This is a genomic window from Shewanella sp. GD04112 (genome assembly GCF_029835735.1).
In the GTDB taxonomy this organism is placed as follows: domain Bacteria; phylum Pseudomonadota; class Gammaproteobacteria; order Enterobacterales; family Shewanellaceae; genus Shewanella.
Genome location: NZ_JAOEAL010000001.1, coordinates 3,702,710 through 3,720,076 on the forward strand (window position 1 = coordinate 3,702,710; position 17,367 = coordinate 3,720,076).

Annotated in this window: 14 protein-coding genes; 6 read left to right on the plus strand and 8 right to left on the minus strand. The window is 48.2% G+C overall.

The window, feature by feature from the left end:
- Window positions 1-3 precede the first annotated feature (3 nt).
- Both pgi and N7386_RS16335 read left to right on the plus strand, forming a co-directional pair.
- Window positions 4-1,641, plus strand: coding sequence for a glucose-6-phosphate isomerase (gene pgi / locus N7386_RS16330; RefSeq protein ID WP_279769713.1), 1,638 nt, complete (start codon window positions 4-6; stop codon window positions 1,639-1,641).
- Between the two features lie 216 nt (window positions 1,642-1,857).
- Complete coding sequence (locus N7386_RS16335; protein WP_007650190.1) at window positions 1,858-2,043, plus strand: DUF3545 family protein; 186 nt, start codon at window positions 1,858-1,860, stop codon at window positions 2,041-2,043.
- A 67-nt stretch (window positions 2,044-2,110) separates the two neighbouring features.
- Here the strand turns inward: N7386_RS16335 and N7386_RS16340 are convergent, their stop codons facing one another.
- The 4 genes from N7386_RS16340 to N7386_RS16355 all read right to left on the minus strand — a co-directional run bounded on the left by N7386_RS16340 (window position 2,111) and on the right by N7386_RS16355 (window position 6,072).
- Window positions 2,111-2,647 (minus strand): hemerythrin domain-containing protein, encoded by a 537-nt coding sequence (locus N7386_RS16340; RefSeq protein WP_109285562.1) that lies wholly within the window; start codon window positions 2,645-2,647, stop codon window positions 2,111-2,113.
- 218 nt (window positions 2,648-2,865) lie between these two features.
- The gene (locus N7386_RS16345) at window positions 2,866-3,591 is read right to left on the minus strand and encodes a hypothetical protein (protein ID WP_279769716.1); all 726 of its coding nucleotides are present in this window, start codon (window positions 3,589-3,591) and stop codon (window positions 2,866-2,868) included.
- Complete coding sequence (locus N7386_RS16350; RefSeq protein ID WP_279769718.1) at window positions 3,584-4,186, minus strand: sigma-70 family RNA polymerase sigma factor; 603 nt, start codon at window positions 4,184-4,186, stop codon at window positions 3,584-3,586. Before N7386_RS16350 ends, N7386_RS16345 begins: the two co-directional genes overlap by 8 nt.
- A 44-nt stretch (window positions 4,187-4,230) precedes the next feature.
- Complete coding sequence (locus N7386_RS16355; protein ID WP_279769720.1) at window positions 4,231-6,072, minus strand: VWA domain-containing protein; 1,842 nt, start codon at window positions 6,070-6,072, stop codon at window positions 4,231-4,233.
- Window positions 6,073-6,297: 225 nt separating this feature from the next.
- Between N7386_RS16355 and dauA the strand changes: the two genes are divergently transcribed.
- The 4 genes from dauA (at window position 6,298) to N7386_RS16375 (ending at window position 11,317) form a co-directional block, all read left to right on the plus strand.
- On the plus strand, window positions 6,298-8,070 hold the full coding sequence (gene dauA / locus N7386_RS16360; RefSeq protein WP_279769722.1) for a C4-dicarboxylic acid transporter DauA: 1,773 nt from the start codon (window positions 6,298-6,300) through the stop codon (window positions 8,068-8,070).
- A 243-nt stretch (window positions 8,071-8,313) separates the two neighbouring features.
- Window positions 8,314-8,805: a 5-(carboxyamino)imidazole ribonucleotide mutase gene (gene purE, locus N7386_RS16365; protein ID WP_279769724.1), complete on the plus strand. Its 492-nt coding sequence runs from the start codon at window positions 8,314-8,316 to the stop codon at window positions 8,803-8,805.
- The gene (purK, locus tag N7386_RS16370; protein WP_279769727.1) at window positions 8,805-9,902 is read left to right on the plus strand and encodes a 5-(carboxyamino)imidazole ribonucleotide synthase; all 1,098 of its coding nucleotides are present in this window, start codon (window positions 8,805-8,807) and stop codon (window positions 9,900-9,902) included. Before purE ends, purK begins: the two co-directional genes overlap by 1 nt.
- 152 nt (window positions 9,903-10,054) lie before the next feature.
- Entirely contained in the window at window positions 10,055-11,317 is a 1,263-nt protein-coding gene (locus tag N7386_RS16375; RefSeq protein WP_086903832.1) for a sensor domain-containing diguanylate cyclase, read from the plus strand.
- A 50-nt stretch (window positions 11,318-11,367) separates the two neighbouring features.
- On the opposite strand, the gene N7386_RS16380 is transcribed toward N7386_RS16375, so the two are convergent.
- From N7386_RS16380 to N7386_RS16395, 4 genes are all read right to left on the minus strand, one after another.
- Window positions 11,368-11,985: a hypothetical protein gene (locus N7386_RS16380; protein WP_086903831.1), complete on the minus strand. Its 618-nt coding sequence runs from the start codon at window positions 11,983-11,985 to the stop codon at window positions 11,368-11,370.
- A 156-nt stretch (window positions 11,986-12,141) separates the two neighbouring features.
- Entirely contained in the window at window positions 12,142-12,603 is a 462-nt protein-coding gene (locus tag N7386_RS16385) for a hypothetical protein (protein ID WP_279769730.1), read from the minus strand.
- Window positions 12,603-14,252, minus strand: coding sequence for a glutamate--cysteine ligase (gene gshA, locus N7386_RS16390; RefSeq protein ID WP_279769732.1), 1,650 nt, complete (start codon window positions 14,250-14,252; stop codon window positions 12,603-12,605). The genes N7386_RS16385 and gshA overlap by 1 nt, the downstream gene beginning before the upstream one ends.
- 183 nt (window positions 14,253-14,435) lie before the next feature.
- On the minus strand, window positions 14,436-17,285 hold the full coding sequence (locus N7386_RS16395; RefSeq protein ID WP_279769734.1) for a pitrilysin family protein: 2,850 nt from the start codon (window positions 17,283-17,285) through the stop codon (window positions 14,436-14,438).
- Between the last annotated feature and the right edge of the window lie 82 nt (window positions 17,286-17,367).

The window sequence follows — 17,367 nt, forward strand, 5'->3', positions numbered from 1 at the left end:
TCGATGACTATCTTGACCCAAAGCACAACTTGGCAAGCGTTAGCAACGCATAGCCATCAGATCCCGCATATGCGGGAACTCTTTGCAGGCGATCCGTCACGCTTTAGCAACATGTCGCTTTCTACCTGTGGCTTATTTTTAGATTATTCAAAAAATAGAGCGACACCTGAGACACTCAACTTGCTGTTGACACTGGCGCAAGAGGCAAAGCTTGACGCTAAAATCAAGGCGATGTTTGCCGGTGATATTATTAACACCACCGAAAAACGTGCCGTTTTGCATACCGCACTACGCAGCACCGCCGAGCAATCCATCATTGCCGAAGGTCAAGATATCGTTCCTGAAGTACAGCAAACGCTGAACAAGATGCAGCAGTTTGTCACTTCAGTCACCTCTGGACAGTGGAAAGGCTACACAGGCAAAGCCATTACCGATATTGTCAGTATCGGTATCGGTGGTTCATTCCTTGGCCCCAAAATTGTTTCCCAAGCCTTACGCCCATATTGGATTACAGGCCTCAATTGTCATTTCGTTGCCAACGTCGATGGCACCTCGATCAGTGAAAAACTTAAGCTGCTCGATCCAGAAACCACCCTGTTTATCATGTCGTCTAAGTCTTTTGGTACACAAGAGACGCTGACCAACACCTTAACGGCCAAGGCGTGGTTCTTAGCCAAAGGTGGTTCACAGTCAGACGTTGCGAAACATTTTGTTGCCGTGACCTCTAACGTGGCAAAAGCGACCGATTTTGGTATCGATGCTGACAATATTTTCCCAATGTGGGACTGGGTTGGTGGTCGTTATTCACTTTGGTCAGCCATTGGTTTACCCATCGCTTTACTCATCGGCATGGATAACTTCCGCTCCCTATTAAAGGGCGCCCACCAAATGGATACCCATTTTGCCAATGCGCCTCTAGCGGAAAACATGCCAGTGATCATGGGATTACTGTCTCTGTGGTACGGCAATTTCTTTAATGCTCAAAGTCATGTGGTATTGACCTACGATCATTACCTACGCGGACTTCCCGCTTACTTCCAACAACTGGATATGGAAAGTAACGGTAAGTCAGTCACCCTTAATGGCACCCATGTGGATTACAGCACGGGTCCGGTGATTTGGGGCGGCGAAGGTACAAATGGTCAGCACGCTTACCACCAGCTGCTGCATCAAGGTACTGCATTAATTCCGGCCGATTTCATTATGCCGCTGCAAAGCCATAATCCTATTGGTGAGCACCATGATCAGTTAGCCTCTAACTGCTTCGGACAGACTCAGGCGCTCATGCAGGGCCGCACCTTAGATGAAGCGCTGGCCGAATTGAGCAAGAGCAACTTAAGTGATGAAGAGAAGTTACTTATCGCCAAACACAAAGTTATGCCAGGCAATAAGCCAAGCAATACTCTGTTAATGGATAAGCTGACTCCTGAAACCTTAGGTGCACTGATTGCGCTCTATGAGCACAGAACCTTTGTCCAAGGCGCCATTTGGGACATCAACTCCTTCGACCAATGGGGTGTTGAACTCGGTAAAAGCTTAGGTAATGACGTCCTCGCCCGTATCGGCGCAGAGCAAGATGCTACCGCCTTAGATGCCTCAAGCAATGGGTTAATTAACCTATATCGACAGGGCAAAATCTGATCGAACAAAAAGCCAGCAATCGCTGGCTTTTTTATTTTATCTCATTAATAAACTTAAAATATTCCGTCACAACTTCCCCTACCTCTCCCGCGAAGATCAATGACATATCATTCAAACTTCATTTCAAGTTAACACAAATGAAACATAATTCTTGCACCCTGTTTTGAAAATATGTTATTTAATCGCTGACAAAACATACAACAACAGGAGGTTACCATGGATCGTTTAGATTATGGTTGTGCGCTAGATGAAGTCGTAGAAAGACCCGATCGCTCGCGAGGCTCCAATAAAAAGCGTAAGTGGCGAGAAATTGAAGCGTTAAAGGACAAACATCGTTTACTCAAGGAACTTCAAGAGATTGATAACAACTTTGATTACGATATAGACGCTATCCAGTTGTAACCCATTGTTTGATAAACAGCATATAAAGAAAAAGCGCCAATGGCGCTTTTTCTGTTTTTACATTCCGCTATTCGGCAGTTCTAAGGTAAGAACGCAGCTCATCAAAGGCCTGTTGCTCGCGGTCGAGGAATAACGGATCATCGATTAAAGACGCTTGGCACTGTTGCTCGATCACCTGCCAATCCTTATCGGTTAAGGTTTTAGCCAGTAATGGGAAGATTTCTCGCTCCTCCATTTGCATATGCTTTTCTTGTAGCTCCACATATTCCGCAAAATCAGCGACTAACTTATCCCTCGCGACCACAATATCACTCAAAATGAGATTTAAGGTATTCATTAACGCCGAGGATGCCGCCGTCACCACTTGGTGCTCATCACTCAGCTTATCAATTTCATCGTTCGCCTTATGCGCCAAATAGTAAGCATAGATAATGTCTTCCACAGGATGATGACTGCGCTCAGCATATCCTTGCATATACTCAACTATGTCCCGAACCACAATAAAATTGATGGCTTCACCTTCAGCTAATTTCATCTGCTTGTTTTTCAAGACATTCAATAGCACTGCTATATGTTTATGATCATGCATGAGTCTTTTAAGCATATCGCCTCCTGAACTTGGGCTTTGACTATTGATACTAGTCAAGTCGTTTATCGATCTCCAATATAGCAGGCGAATTCCTGTTCGCTTTATGACCATGATCAAGTAATTAACATTACGGCCTGTAAAAAGGTTAGATAAATACCACTACTTAACGAATAAAAGACGCACGTCAGCGGGGCATAACGCAACTATGCCCCGCTAATTAAGATGGAGTTGAACTATTGATGAAGGCGCTGCTGTAACGCTTTAAATTTTTCTACTGTACTAAGATCTTCAGAAGCGATTTCAGTCTTACTTTTCGACAACTCAGGAAATTGCTCCACTAAGCGCTGCTCAAGTGCTAAGGCTTCCTGTATTTGTTTCGAGTCAATCAAGGCCTGCAAACGTGTTAACGACGCCATCAGTACACCTTTATCATGTGGTGCAGCCGCTACGGCTACCTCATTCTGAGGCAATGCCCGTGCTATTTGCGGTAATGCTCGAGACTCGGCTTGTAGTTTTTCGTGTGCTGACATCTTAGCTTCAGCCCTTATCGCCTCCCTTTGGCTATTTTGTGTTGATTCATCCTCAACTTTGGCTTGACGCGCCATTTCGGCTTGCTGCGCAGCGTTATCTAACTGTGCTTGAGCTGGCATGGGCGCACTCATAGTCAAAGCGGCAGGCGCGACTAACTCCTCCTCAAAATGGCCTCGGTTAAGGATCACTAAACCAACAACAAGCACTAATGAAGCCGCGCTCGATAACGCCCATGGGAAACGGCGCCACACTGGCGTAGCTACAGGCTTAAGCTGGCTCACATTCATTTCAGCTACGCGGGCCTGTGATAGGCGCAAAATATCTTGGTCGAGCCGCTCTGGCGGCATTTCCAGTGCTTGTTTGTGATACCAAGCCGAGACTTCCTGATGTAGTGCCTCTTCTTCCGATGACAGAGTGGAATTACTCATGGCCAACCTCCTGCCATTTAGCATTGACACAATCTTTTAAGCTTTGATATGCGTAACGAATACGGCTCTTGGTCGCCTCGAGTGTCACCCCGGCAATATCGCTGATCACTGCTGCGGTAAAGCCCATTTCGATATTGAGAATAAAGGCCTCTTTCTGCACTTGGGGTAACAGGGCAATACAGGTTTTCAGCAACAGACTCTTTTGCGTTTCCTGCCAATACACATCGGGTTGTTCCTGCTCAGCTCCCACAAAGGTATCTAGCCCTTCCTCGTTATCATGGCTAACTAAGTCGACGGGCTTAACCGCCCTGACATGGTCAATCAACAGATTATGGGCAATCCGATAGAGCCAAGTATTAAACTTAGCGCTCGGCTCATAGTTTGCGGCGGCACGGATCACCCGTCCCCAAGTTTCTTGATATAAATCTTCGGCTAACTGTTTGTCACCGAGTTGGCGCACAAAGTAACGGTACAAGGCGCCTTTGTGTTTAAGATAAAGCTGCTCAAATGCTTTGCCATCGCCCTTGGCATAGCATTGCATTAACTGTTCATCGGTATGCTCATGGGCATGCATTTGCGGTATCGCCAGGGCCATGGCAGCTCCCTAATGGTTAACTAACTGAAACATAATAATTTGGCTCATTGCTGATGCAGTTTGTCCTCGGGCGGGAAAGGTTTATCTCCGGCATCAAAGGATTTTTTGATTGGCGCTCGCTGTGTTTGTGCAAGCATTGCAGCGGTATCGACAAGTTGCATAAATTCATGCCGATAGCCGCAGGTATCTTCCCCCAGCGCAGAACGTGTGAGCGCACTAAGCTTATTATAATCAAATTGATGCAAATAGTGGCTTTGATTCAGCAACTGTCCCAAACCAGCCACAGCAGCGGCAAAACGAAAATCATCACTCGCCTGCGCTAATGATTTTACCCTTAGGTCGGCACGGATTGGATAACTCAGTAGCTGGCTTTGAGTCGCATCCGGTAGCTGATAACGTAATTTCAGAAAGGCGATTTCGTCGCGGCTATATTTTTCATGGCCCGTTTTGGGATTATAGCCATAGCGAAGTTTATCATTGGCCAAATTACCCGCATCAACATAACGCAGCTCGTAAAGCGCCGTGACCGTATGCCCAGCGCCAATTTCGCCCGCGTCCACCTTGTCATTATTAAAATCTTCACGCGCGAGGGCGCGGTTCTCATAGCCAATCAAGCGGTATTCGGCCACAAGAGCAGGATTAAACTCAACCTGCACTTTCACCTCTTTGGCTATGGTGAGTAAGGTTGCACTTAACTGTTCCACCAGCACTTTTCTCGCCTCATTGATAGAATCAATATAGGCATATTGCCCATTGCCCTTATCGGCTAATTGCTCCATCAGATGGTCATTGTAGTCGCCCATACCAAAGCCGAGTGTAGTGAGCCCAATGCCCTGTTGTTTCTGCGAGCTAACTAAATCGATTAACTCATCGAGGTTGGTCGTGCCGACATTAAAGTCACCGTCGGTCGCAAGTATCACTCGATTGATACCGCCTTCAACAAAGTGTTTCTGCGCTAACTGATAGGCAAGCTGAATCCCCTGCGCCCCATTGGTTGAACCACCCGCACTGAGCTGCTCTAACGCATAGTTAAGGGTTTGAGTATCGTTACCTGCTGCGCCATCTAACACCACGCCTGCGGCGCCGGCATAGACGACAATCGAAACCTTATCCTGCGCATCGAGTTGCTGGGTCAGCATTTTCAAGGCTGTTTGCAGCAAAGGTAACTTATCGGGCGATGCCATCGACCCTGACACATCCAGCAGAAACACTAAGTTACTGGTACCCAGTTCAGCCTTACTCTGCTCATATCCCTTCAAACCGATGCGAAGTAACATCATGTCATCGTTATAGGGTGATGGCGCAAGCTCAGTCGTGACACTAAAGGGCGCATCATTTTTCCCCGGCTGCGGATAGTCATAGGAAAAATAATTCAGCATTTCTTCGACGCGCAGCGTGTCCTTCTGTGGTAATCGCCCTTCCTTCAACATTCGTCTTAAGGTCGTGTAACTACCAGTATCGACATCGATAGCAAAGGTGGAAACCGGGATTTCCCCCGCAATCATGATGCCGTTTGGCACTGGTTTCTCGAAGCGATTACGCTCGGGTGGCACAGCCCCCGGCCAATCGCCGTTGAACGCGGGCGCCGCACTGATACTGGCTGTAGGTTGCGCAATATAGGCTCGACTCTCAGCACTCATTGTCCGCAGTTTTGCTGACGAGGCTTGTTCATGCATGGCGATTGCGGCTTCTTTTTGCCTATAGGCCTGACGCTCTGCCTGTTGCTCGGCGGCGAGTTTTGCTTGAGCGGCTAATTCAGCAGGGGTTTGCTGTTCCGCGGCTTTATCACTGCAACCACTCAAACCAAGCAAAATAGCGAGTGTTAATCCAGAAATAACAAAACTTAAATGCGCTTTATGGCGAAAGACTGAAGATGGATATCTCATGATAGTGACCTAATCAAAGTGTTCTCAATGGTGGATATCCCTATAAACGCAGCTTCGGCACAAAAGGGTTATTTGATAAGAGAAATTGTCACATTCACTTTACCAAGCACAGTATTTATCAAAAACAAAGACATTTAACCGCCTTTTGCAACTATGATCACACAAGGACATTTTTCTGGACTCTAAAATAGAGCCTTGTAACAAGCCGCGTTTATGGACCCACACGTGTCACACTCTGCTCATTTGTTTTCATTAAGAATTGCCCACGCCCTTAGCGAGGCGTGCGTAAAAGATAAGTATTCGGTTAAACGTTTTGGACAAGATCTGCTGGCGGGACTGACCGTCGGGATTATTGCCATTCCGTTGGCGATGGCACTGGCCATTGCCAGCGGTGTCGCCCCACAATATGGCCTATACACCGCCATTGTCGGTGGTTTTATCATAGCGATGACGGGCGGCTCCCGTTATAGCGTGTCAGGGCCAACGGCCGCCTTCGTCGTATTACTCTATCCCATCGCCCAGCAATTTGGTTTGGCAGGGCTGCTCATTGCGACTGTGATGTCAGGCATGATGTTAGTCGCCATGGCGATGTTAAGGCTCGGCAGATTGATCCTCTACATCCCAGAATCCGTCACCTTAGGTTTTACCGCAGGGATTGGGGTAGTGATTGCAACTTTGCAGCTAAAAGACTTCTTTGGCCTGCATATAGAGCACATGCCGGAGCAATATTTTTCCAAAATCATGGCCTTAGGCCAGGCATTACCCAGCCTTCACTTGCCGAGCTTGTTAGTCGCCGCGGCCACCTTCGCCACTATGCTACTCTGGCCTAAATTGAAGCTCCCAGTACCAGCCCATCTGCCCGCAATCGCCTTAGGCAGTATTCTTGCCCTAGTGTTAAATGCCATGGGCGCCGATATTGAAACCATAGGAACACGCTTTCATTATCAATTAAGCGACGGCAGTGTCGGCACAGGTATTCCCGCTGTACTCCCCCACTTTGAATGGCCTTGGTTACAAACGGGCGCAAACGGTCAAACCTTTGAATTTAATCTGGCGACCTTTCAAGCCTTACTGCCCGCCGCCTTTGCGATTGCCATGTTAGGTGCGATTGAATCGCTGCTGTGTGCCGTAGTGCTCGATGGCATGACAGGAAAACGCCACAGCGCGAATAGTGAGCTCCTCGGCCAAGGTATAGGTAACATCATTACCCCATTTTTTGGCGGTATCCCAGCAACGGCGGCCATTGCGCGCAGCGCGGCAAACGTTAAGGCGGGAGCCCAGAGCCCAATAGCATCGATGATCCACGCCATAGTGGTCTTGGTGGGTTTAGTCGCGCTCGCGGGAGTATTAGCCTACTTACCCATGTCAGCCATGGCCGCATTATTATTGGTGGTGGCTTGGAATATGAGTGAAGCCCCCAAAGCGGTACATTTACTGAAAACGGCGCCCACCAGCGATATTTTGGTGTTTCTAACCTGTTTTTCACTCACAGTCATTTTCGATATGGTGATCGCCATCAGCGTGGGCATTATCTTAGCCGCGCTACTGTTTATGAAAGAAATTGCTGAGATGACCAAGCTCTATGATATCAGCACCAATAAGCGCTATGTCGATCAACCCCTCCCCGCTGACTGGGCGGTGATAAAAATTAACGGCCCATTGTTTTTTGCCGCGGCAGATCGAATTTTTGCCGAGATAGCGAGCCTCACCCAAGACAAACAAGTCATCGTCCTTTACTTAGATGGGGTATCCATCCTCGATGCGGGGGGTCTTGCGGCACTCAATAAGCTCATAGATAAATGTAAACTTAACCACACTAAGCTGATCATTGCCGATTTGCAGTTCCAACCCATTCGCACCCTAGCGAGAGCTAAAGTGCAACCGATTGAAGGCGTACTGAAGTTTTATCCCACTCTGCGTGAAGCCTTGGCAGAAGCGCCTGTGCCAGAACAGATTATCGAATCAAGTACGACTGTCACTCAGTCACCCTCAAGTTAACCCTTCTTATACCTGCCCCCTGAAACCTTTAATGGTCTCAGGGGATTTAAGCCCATTCAGCGAACACTTTATCCACGCTAAAAGCGCTATTTTTACGCGCAAAAAACGTCAGAAATCAGGCTTTACATGCTATTATTCTGCGCCATGATGCTCCCGGCTCTGATAGGGGTTGCGGACATCGACTGTACCCAGACCTGATACAAGGTCAAAATATAATTAAAATTAGTGAGTTAAGGAGTTATCATGCAAGCCCTTGTTGCTGTTATTATGGGTTCTAAGAGTGATTGGCCCACAATGGAAGCCGCCGCTGAGATCATGGATAAACTGCAAGTGCCTTACCATGTTGAAGTCGTATCTGCCCATAGAACGCCAGATAAACTGATGGAGTTTGCAGCCGGAGCCGCTGACCGTGGTTTTAAAATTATTATCGGTGGTGCGGGCGGTGCCGCTCACTTACCCGGTATGATTGCCTCAAAAACTCGCTTACCCGTATTAGGTGTACCAGTACAAAGCAAAGCGCTGTCGGGCATGGATAGCTTACTGTCTATCGTACAGATGCCAAAAGGCATTGCCGTAGGCACACTGGCCATCGGAACCGCTGGAGCCTTTAACGCCGGATTACTCGCCTGCCAAATCTTAGCCAATAACGATGCTGAGCTTGCCGCACGTTTAGAAGCCTTTAGAGAAGAACAAACCCGCGCAGTGCTGGACAATCCCGATCCGAGGGAAGCCTAATGACTCAAGCAAGCGCAAAACCTAAGGTTTGGGTATTAGGTAATGGCCAACTTGGCGCCATGCTGACTCACGCGGGCGAACCTCTGGCGATTGATGTTCGCGCCGTAGATATCATGACGCCAACCGATGAAATCCTGCCGCTAGCGCCTCAGGATATCATCACCGCAGAACGCGAGCAGTGGCCCGAATCCGCCTTAAGCTTACAACTCAGCACCCATCCGCATTTTGTTAACGGCCCAGTATTTAGCCGTTTAGCCGACCGTTACAGCCAAAAAAGCTTACTCGATCAGATCCAAGTCCCAACAGCGCCTTGGACACTTGTCGATGATAAAACCGACGTCGAAAATCTGTACCAAGATTTTGGCCCTCGCGTGCTAATGAAGCGCCGCACAGGTGGTTACGACGGCAAGGGTCAACACTGGCTAAAACAAGCCGAAGCGGGAGAGATACCCCAAGATTGGCGTAACTTGGCCATTGCCGAACAAGCAATCAACTTCGATGAAGAAGTCTCCTTAGTCGGCGTACGTACCCGTGAAGGTCAATGCGTGTTTTATCCATTAACACTCAACCTGCACCAAGACGGCATTTTGATGGCCTCAATTTCGCCACTGACTCGCCTGAATCACCTGCAAGCCCAAGCGGAAGGCATGCTCAGCGCCATTATGCATGAGCTGGAATATGTCGGCGTGATGGCGATGGAGTGTTTCCGTGTTGGCGATAATCTGCTGGTTAACGAGTTAGCCCCGCGGGTACACAACTCAGGCCATTGGACTCAAGCTGGCACCCATATGGATCAATTCCAACTGCATTTAAGAGCCCTGTGCGGTATTGCGATTCCGCAGCCACAGGTGAACTTTCAATGCGTGATGGTCAACCTGATTGGTATCGAAAACGATCCCCGCTGGTTAAGCCTGCCCAATGCCGAGCTGTATTGGTACAACAAAGAGGTTCGTCCAGGGCGTAAAGTCGGGCACTTAAACCTTTCTGTGCCGAATGCTGCCGTGTTAAAAGACAGTATTAGCGCGCTGCAAACTTGGATGCCAAGCCAATACCAAGCGCCACTCGCGTGGATTTTAGCTGAGTTCGCTAAAGCCTAACCGAGCCGCAGACCACTGATAAGGGAGCAATTTTGTTCCCTTATCAGTCATTTTTTTATCTTCGTTATATACTTATCCATACTCAGCGTGAATGAGTTAGTGATGTAGTGATTAAAGCTGACTAACCGGAGCACGAACAAAGGAACTGCCGAGTGAAATTAAGGGATAATTTTAAACGTAAAACCATAGACCGCTTGGACTATCGCTATCATCTATTGCTGCTGATAGTGCCAATAGTATTATTCGTCTTACTGTTTGTGTTTAATGCTCCCACCGAAGGTTGGACTATCCTGCCGCTGCTGTTTGTCTGTCTTATCTATGTGATTGCCTACAGCCTTATTTACTACCTGCACCAGGGTCGCTTAACCCGCCTATGGCAACACTTAGAGCAAGTGGTGAGCATTAACGACGCCATTTACGAGCTTGCCCATCTGTCGAGCCAGTATAAAAATGAACATGCGTTTCTCGATGCACTGCTGAATAAAGCCGTTTGCATCATTAACGGTGCCGAAATGGGTAGCATCATCAAAGTCAACGAAGAGACCCATAAACTGCACTTCGAATCCGTTGTTGGGCTTGATCTTAACATGCTCAAGCAATTGAATTTTTCCCTCGAGCAATCCTTCGAATATCGACTCACTAAGGGCAAATGCGATCGCGTGGTGGTAGTGGATGATATGAAAAACATCAATGCCGCCAGTACGCTCACCGGTGAAGAGCAGCACATCTTGCTCACCGCGGCTAAGCAACCGATACGTTCTACGCTCTCAAGCCCAATACGCATCGATGGCAAACTCTATGGCATGCTCAATCTCGACAGCAGTAGTGTCGGAGCCTTTAGTGATTACGACCGCAATCTGGTCTCTATTCTCACCCATGAAGCCAGCAATGCGATTGCCCTGTACCAGAAGTCATTGCAAATCACTAAACTCGCCAACTTCGATAACTTAACCGGACTCTATAACCGTAAAAACTTCGAAGATGCTCTGCAACATTGGCAACCTAAGGCTCATCTAGGCAGCTTTTTGGTGATTATCGATATGGATAATCTCAAGACCATTAATGATCAGCATGGGCATCAGGCGGGCGATATGGCCATTAAGCGAGTAGCGAATACCATACTGAGCTATTGGAAGCATAAAGGCATTATCTCGCGCTTCGGGGGTGATGAGTTTGTCGCCCTCTGCCATGGTCCATTAGAGCTGCTTGAAAGCGATTTGGATGCTATGCGCGTCAAGTTACACCAAGAGTCATCCTTAAATCTTAACTTCAGCGTGGGTATAGCCGCATACGACAATGATTGGGCAAAATCATTTAAACAGGCAGACCAAGCTATGTATGAGCAAAAACGCGGTAAGAAGAAAGCGATAAAAGCACTCGAAGCGATTGCGGCCAATAACCAATTGGCGCGGTAGTGACATTAGGAGCTTATCAACCATAAGCTCCTAAACGCATAAATCTATTACTAGCCGAAGAATAAGCGCCACAGCCAAGAAGAATCTAAATCCTCCTGACAGGTTTTATATTGAGCCGCATAGCGCTTAGCCCTGTCATCTACCTTAGCCGCAACTTTAACCAGCCACGCCTTAGACTTATAAGTCCCGCGGCGATAGCCTCCCCACCCTTCGTGATAATTGAGGTATTGCGCCCTCGCATCCCACTTGGAAACGCCATTGATCTTATTAGTCTTGTAAATAAACCAGCCCATAAAATCCATGGCATCATCAAAATTACTGCGAGAAGACCAGCTGTTTCCCGTCTCGCGAACATAATCATCCCAGGTCATGGTTTTGGCCTGCGCATAGCCATAGGCATCACTGGCTCGACCGATGGGAATAAACCCTAAAAAGTACTCCATGGGCGGCGCGGCATTATGCTTGAAGGAGCTTTCTTGATACATCATCGCCAGCGGCACATGCACAGGCACGCCCCATTTATCACGGGTGTCCTTAGCGGCTTCGTACCATGAACGATGCTCTTGAAAAATATCGCAAAGGTTATCGGGAGATTTAGGCGGAGACGTAGCGCAGCCAGAGAGTAAACCAATGGATGCACATAGCAGAGTTGTCGAAAGCCATTTCATTCAGCGCTTGTTCTCCCAAGAAATAAAACTGGCTCATCATCGCACAGTCACAGGGTGAGGCAAAGCGCCAATCCTGTTTTTGGCGCTAAGATCACCTTAGCGCCTATTATCAGACCAAACTCATTAACAGAAATGACAATCCATTGTTAAATCTGATTATTTTGTTTCAGGGCTAAGGTCAAACTGGCATTCATGATTTTCTTGCTGCCACACACCGGGCTCCCAATAGTTGGTATCTTTACCCATATAGCGTTTATCCGTGTGGAATAAGGCGCCAATATGGTAACGCTGATGCCCTTCCACCATTAACTTGAAGGTTTTAGGAGTACGCGCACTGAGGGAAACCCCAAGGGAAGGATCATCAATCAGCTCGGCGACAGTGAACTCATATTGCCCCGGCGCCAATTGATAATTAGGTTTAGACACCACGGGCTTACCATTGAGATGAGTCACCACAACCCGATACCAATGGGTGCTGGCATCGGGCTGTAAATACCCGGACACAGTGCCGCAACTTAAGTCATCTTCAGGCGAAGAGGCACAACCAGACAACAATGCAGTGAGACCGAGTAGACTGGCGGCTAGTGTAAGTTTGTGCCCGGTTAAATAGTGACTCATTAGGATGAAGTCCCGAAATAGTCCGTCAGATAATCATCAAAGGATACCGCACTTTGCGCCGCTTCGATGTCCGCTTGCTTGTTGAGCGATGCTTGCGCCTCGGCTTGATAATCGCTGACAACCTCGGCTGATAAGGGGTAATCCATAAAGTATTGGTGATATTGCTGCGCCAGTGACATCACCCATTGTCCATGGTCTTGGCCGTTAGTGATTAATTGTTGGATGACCTGCCCTGACAAGGTCTTTTGCGGATCATTCACGGCTTCACGCCAATGGGCTAAGGCCGCTTGGTATTCCTGTTTATCACCATCGAGCAATTTGGCCAATGCATCCAAATGCTCAAACAGATCCAAAAGCCACGTTTGCAGTGAGCGTGTACCTGTCTCGGTTAATAACTCGAGCCCAGGCTTGCGGCCTTCAAGCACGACGGATTTTAAGTTAGCACTTAAACGGGCTTCTTCTGCCGCATGGCACTTAGGCGACTCGGTTAGTAAGCAATAGAGTAAGAACAAGTCGAGGAAACGCACTTGGTTCTCTTCAATCCCAATCGGGCTGAAGGGGTTCACATCTAATGCACGCACCTCAATATATTCAACCCCCGCACGGGCAAGGGCTTCAGAGGGTTTCTCACCGCTTTTGGTGACGCGTTTAGCACGGATAGGCGAGTAAAATTCGTTTTCAATTTGCAGCACGTTGGCATTGAGCTGGCGATATTCACCATCCACCTTCACCCCAATATTGGCAAAGTTGGCCGATGGCATCTTAATCGCGGCTCTCACCCCAGCCAGATACTCGGGCAGGGAGTTATAGCTGATATTAAGATCTTCTTGCTCTTTATTGGTGTAACCTAAATCGCTCATCCGCAGTGAAGTCGCATAGGGTAAATACAGGGTGCCGCGGCCCGATTTTTCAAAGCGTAAATCGGTCTTCTGCCCCTTGATAAACGAGCTACACAGCGCAGGTGATGCCCCAAACAGATAAGGTAATACCCAGACTAAACGGCGGTAATTGCGAATGAGGCCAAAGTAAGATTCGGAGATAAAATCCTCAAAGCTCACGCTTTTGTCACTCAACTCATAGAGGCTTTGCCACAGCTCCTGCGATACCGAGAAGTTAAAATGCACCCCGGAGATAATCTGCATCAGGGCGCCATAACGGTAGGTTAAGCCTTTGCGATACAAGGTTTTCATCTTACCCGTGTTCGAAGTGCCATAACGGGCGACTGGAATATTCTGCTCATCCTTCACGTAACATGGCATGCTCACGGGCCACAGACGCTGACCATGCAAATGACGCACGCTAAAGGCATGGGTCTCGGTCAGTCCTTGCAATAGGGGGCCAACTTGATTGTTTACAGGAGTGATAAATTCAAGCAGTGCTTCACTGTAATCTGTCGTAATACGCGAATGCGTTAATGCAGAGCCAAGCTCTAATGGATGACCATCTAACGCAAGGTAGCCTGACTCGTCGATACGCAGCGCTTCACGCTCAATTCCACGTAACATGCCAAGGAGTGCGGCACGCCCTTGAGCGTCCGAGAAATGTTGTACTAATTCATTGAATGGCTTCAATTTGCGCTTCTCTGATTGGTGATTCGCTATCGCGACAAGGTTAACAGTCAGACCTTTATTTTGAGGCTTATCTTTCAAAATACGCCTCAAAATAAATCTAAACCTGTCCGTGGGGCAAGCCTAATTACATTCTTCTACGATAAAACGCAGACGGTGACAGCTAATGCTGTCACCGTCTTACTCGTTAATACTTTAGACTGGCAGCGAGGTTGTGCTGCACAATTAGCTTGTCTGCAATTTATATTGGGTCGAAAAGCTAATTTACAATACTAAAGTTTCAATTGGATAGCCTAAAGTTGCTAAATCCGCTTCAATTTTCGCCTTATCTCCCACCACTAAGATGATCATTTTCGAGATATCTAGCTCGGAAGCCGCGAGGGCATTGAGTTCATCTTTTGTTACAGTATTTATAATTTTGTCCTGCTCGGTAGTAAAATCTTGGCTCAGCTGGTAACGCTGGATCATCCGCATAAAGCCCGCCTTCTGATAAGGCGTCTCATAATCCAATGCTTGTCCTTGGGAAACCGAGTTACGCATAAAGCCGAGCTCAGTATCTGTCATCCCATTCTGCTGATAGGCTTTGATTTCTTTGATAAATTCATTTACTGCCTTGGCCGTCACATCGGTACGCACATCACTCGAGGCCACAAAGTCACCGACTTCGACGCCACCGGTAAATGAACTGCGAGCCCCATAGGTATACCCCTTGTTCTCACGTAAGTTGAGGTTAATACGGCTATTGAAGGCGCCACCAAGCGGATAGTTCATCAGGTAAGATTTAAAATAATTACCTGTTGCATCATAGGGTAAGGCACGTTTCGCAATGTTAATCACCGACTGAGCGGCGCCCGGTTTATCGATCAGATAGATAGTCCCGCCCTTTAGTGCAGGGAATGACTTGAGTGGCGGCAATCTACTCGCCTCCCCTTGCCATTGACTCAATCCCGCGAGCTTAGGTAGTAATGCACTTTCTGGCAGATCCGCCACCGTAATGATTTTAGCGTTCGCACCACGGTACTGTTCGGCATAAAACGCCTTCACATCCGCAAGTGTCAGCGCGGCAACGGAATCTAAGGTCCCAGCATCGCTGACGCCTTGAGCGTTATTCTTACCATAGAGCAAGCTATACAGCGCAGAGTTAGCGACATAGCCGGGGTCTGACTGCATATGCTGAATTTGCTGCAACTGTTGTTGCTTCACCCGCGCAAAGTCGGCCTCGTTAAACGCAGGCTGGAACAGCTTTTCTTCTAAAATGGCTAAGGTTTCATCCAAGTGCTCGGTAAGCGCCGACACCTTAATCGTGCTTTGGGTTTCGGAGGCACTAAAGTCCACCGTACTGCCGAGCATCTCAAGCGCCTGCGACAACTGCTCTGTTGAGCGCTTTTGCGTCGACTCATTCAGCATCTCAGCGGTAAGGCTTGCCAGGCCCGCCTTTTCAACGGGCACTAATCTGTGTCCGCCGTTAAGATAAATCACTAACTCCACAGTCGGGGTTTCGCTGCTTTGAGTGCCCATCACTTCGATGCCATTGGCTAACTTAGTGGTCCAAATTGTCGGGACTTTAAGCACGGGCGCCGCGCCCGAGGCTGGCATTTTGGAGCGGTCAAAACTTGACACCAACTTGGCAGCGGGTAAATCGCCCTCTACAGCCGTATCTGCCACAGGCAAGGTTTGAGGGGTGAAGTTATCCGGATGAGCGACTAAAGCCGTCATTCCCTGCGGCACCACACTCATCACCACCATGGGCTTGTCTTTGATGTACTTTTTAAATACCCGCATCACATCGTCTTTGGTCACATTGGCATAGCGCGCAAGGTCTACTGCAATCTTATTCGGCTCACCAAACATGGTTTGATTCAAGGCAAGCATAGACACTTTGCCTTTTACGCTCTGCAGGCCAAAAATGGTATCGGCCTCAAACTGTACTTTCACCTTTTGCAGGTCATCGTCGGTGACGCCGCGCTGCTCAAACTCATTAATAGAGTCGAGAATACGCTGCTCAAGTTCGGCTAGGGTCGCGCCTTTTTGCGGATTGGCTAAGGCATAAATCGACATCTGACAGGCTAACTCTTGGCAAGGTTGGCTCACGCTTGCCTGCACGGCATAACCGTCCTTAACCAAGTTTTTGTAAACGAGTGAGGTTTTACCGCCACCGAGGATATTGGCTAATAAATCCAGTGCGGCTTCATCGGGATGGCTGGCATACACAGTCGGAAAGCCGATGCGGATCAGCGGTAGATGCACGTTATCTTCCATCGAGATATAGCGCGTCTTATCGAGCGTAACTAAGGTCTTAGGCTCGGGTTGAACCTCGGGGCCACGGGGGATTTCGCCAAAGTATTTGTTTACCCAGGCTAAGGCTTGCAGCTCATCAAAATCGCCGCCAATCGTTAGCGTAGCGTTATTCGGGCCGTACCAGCGCTGGAAAAAGTGTTTCACATCATCCACTGTGGCGCGGTTAAGATCCTCTGGCCAGCCGATCACAGGCCAAGAATAGGGATGACCGACCGGGAACATCGCCTGATTAAAGCGCTCGCTCATTCGGCCATAGGGTTGATTATCAATGCGTTGAGCGCGCTCGTTTTTCACTGTCTCGCGCTGTACTTCAAACTTTTCGCTGGTTAGCGCCGGCAACAAAAAGCCCATACGGTCAGACTCGAGCCACAGCATTTTTTCGAGCTGGTTGCTAGGGACTGTCTCAAAGTAGTTGGTTCTGTCGGTATTAGTGGAGCCGTTCAGCGTGCCCCCCGCCTCGGTCACCACCTCAAAATGTTGCTCATCGGCGACGTGCTCAGAGCCTTGGAACATCATATGTTCGAATAAATGGGCGAAGCCTGAACGGCCTGCAAGTTCTCTGGCCGAGCCGACGTGATAAGTCACATCGACATGCACTAAGGGATCGGAATGATCTTGATGCAAAATAACCGTTAGACCATTGGCAAGCTGATATTTTTTAAAGGGAATACCAACTTCAGAGTCCTTCAGTTGCACATTTTCAATTAACTTTACGCCCGCGGGTAATTGAGTTGAGGTTTGACTGGCACAACCTGCAAGTGCGGCGGAGATCGCGACCGCTAATATCCATTTTTTCAAGGTATTCCCCTTATACATCAATAGGCTAAAAAATTAGCCCCTGTAGAATGCTCAGTATCAATAATGAGTTCAGACTCATTAAGCCCTGCAAAGTTCCAAG

Excerpts from the sequence above, each read along its gene's own strand:
- pgi (WP_279769713.1), top strand. The coding sequence starts at position 4 with ATGACTATCTTGACCCAAAGCACAACTTGGCAAGCGTTAGCAACGCAT.
- N7386_RS16335 (WP_007650190.1), top strand. The coding sequence starts at position 1,858 with ATGGATCGTTTAGATTATGGTTGTGCGCTAGATGAAGTCGTAGAAAGA.
- N7386_RS16340 (WP_109285562.1), bottom strand. The coding sequence starts at position 2,647 with ATGCTTAAAAGACTCATGCATGATCATAAACATATAGCAGTGCTATTG.
- N7386_RS16345 (WP_279769716.1), bottom strand. The coding sequence starts at position 3,591 with ATGAGTAATTCCACTCTGTCATCGGAAGAAGAGGCACTACATCAGGAA.
- N7386_RS16350 (WP_279769718.1), bottom strand. The coding sequence starts at position 4,186 with ATGGCCCTGGCGATACCGCAAATGCATGCCCATGAGCATACCGATGAA.
- N7386_RS16355 (WP_279769720.1), bottom strand. The coding sequence starts at position 6,072 with ATGAGATATCCATCTTCAGTCTTTCGCCATAAAGCGCATTTAAGTTTT.
- purE (WP_279769724.1), top strand. The coding sequence starts at position 8,314 with ATGCAAGCCCTTGTTGCTGTTATTATGGGTTCTAAGAGTGATTGGCCC.
- purK (WP_279769727.1), top strand. The coding sequence starts at position 8,805 with ATGACTCAAGCAAGCGCAAAACCTAAGGTTTGGGTATTAGGTAATGGC.
- N7386_RS16380 (WP_086903831.1), bottom strand. The coding sequence starts at position 11,985 with ATGAAATGGCTTTCGACAACTCTGCTATGTGCATCCATTGGTTTACTC.
- N7386_RS16385 (WP_279769730.1), bottom strand. The coding sequence starts at position 12,603 with ATGAGTCACTATTTAACCGGGCACAAACTTACACTAGCCGCCAGTCTA.
- N7386_RS16395 (WP_279769734.1), bottom strand. The coding sequence starts at position 17,285 with ATGTATAAGGGGAATACCTTGAAAAAATGGATATTAGCGGTCGCGATC.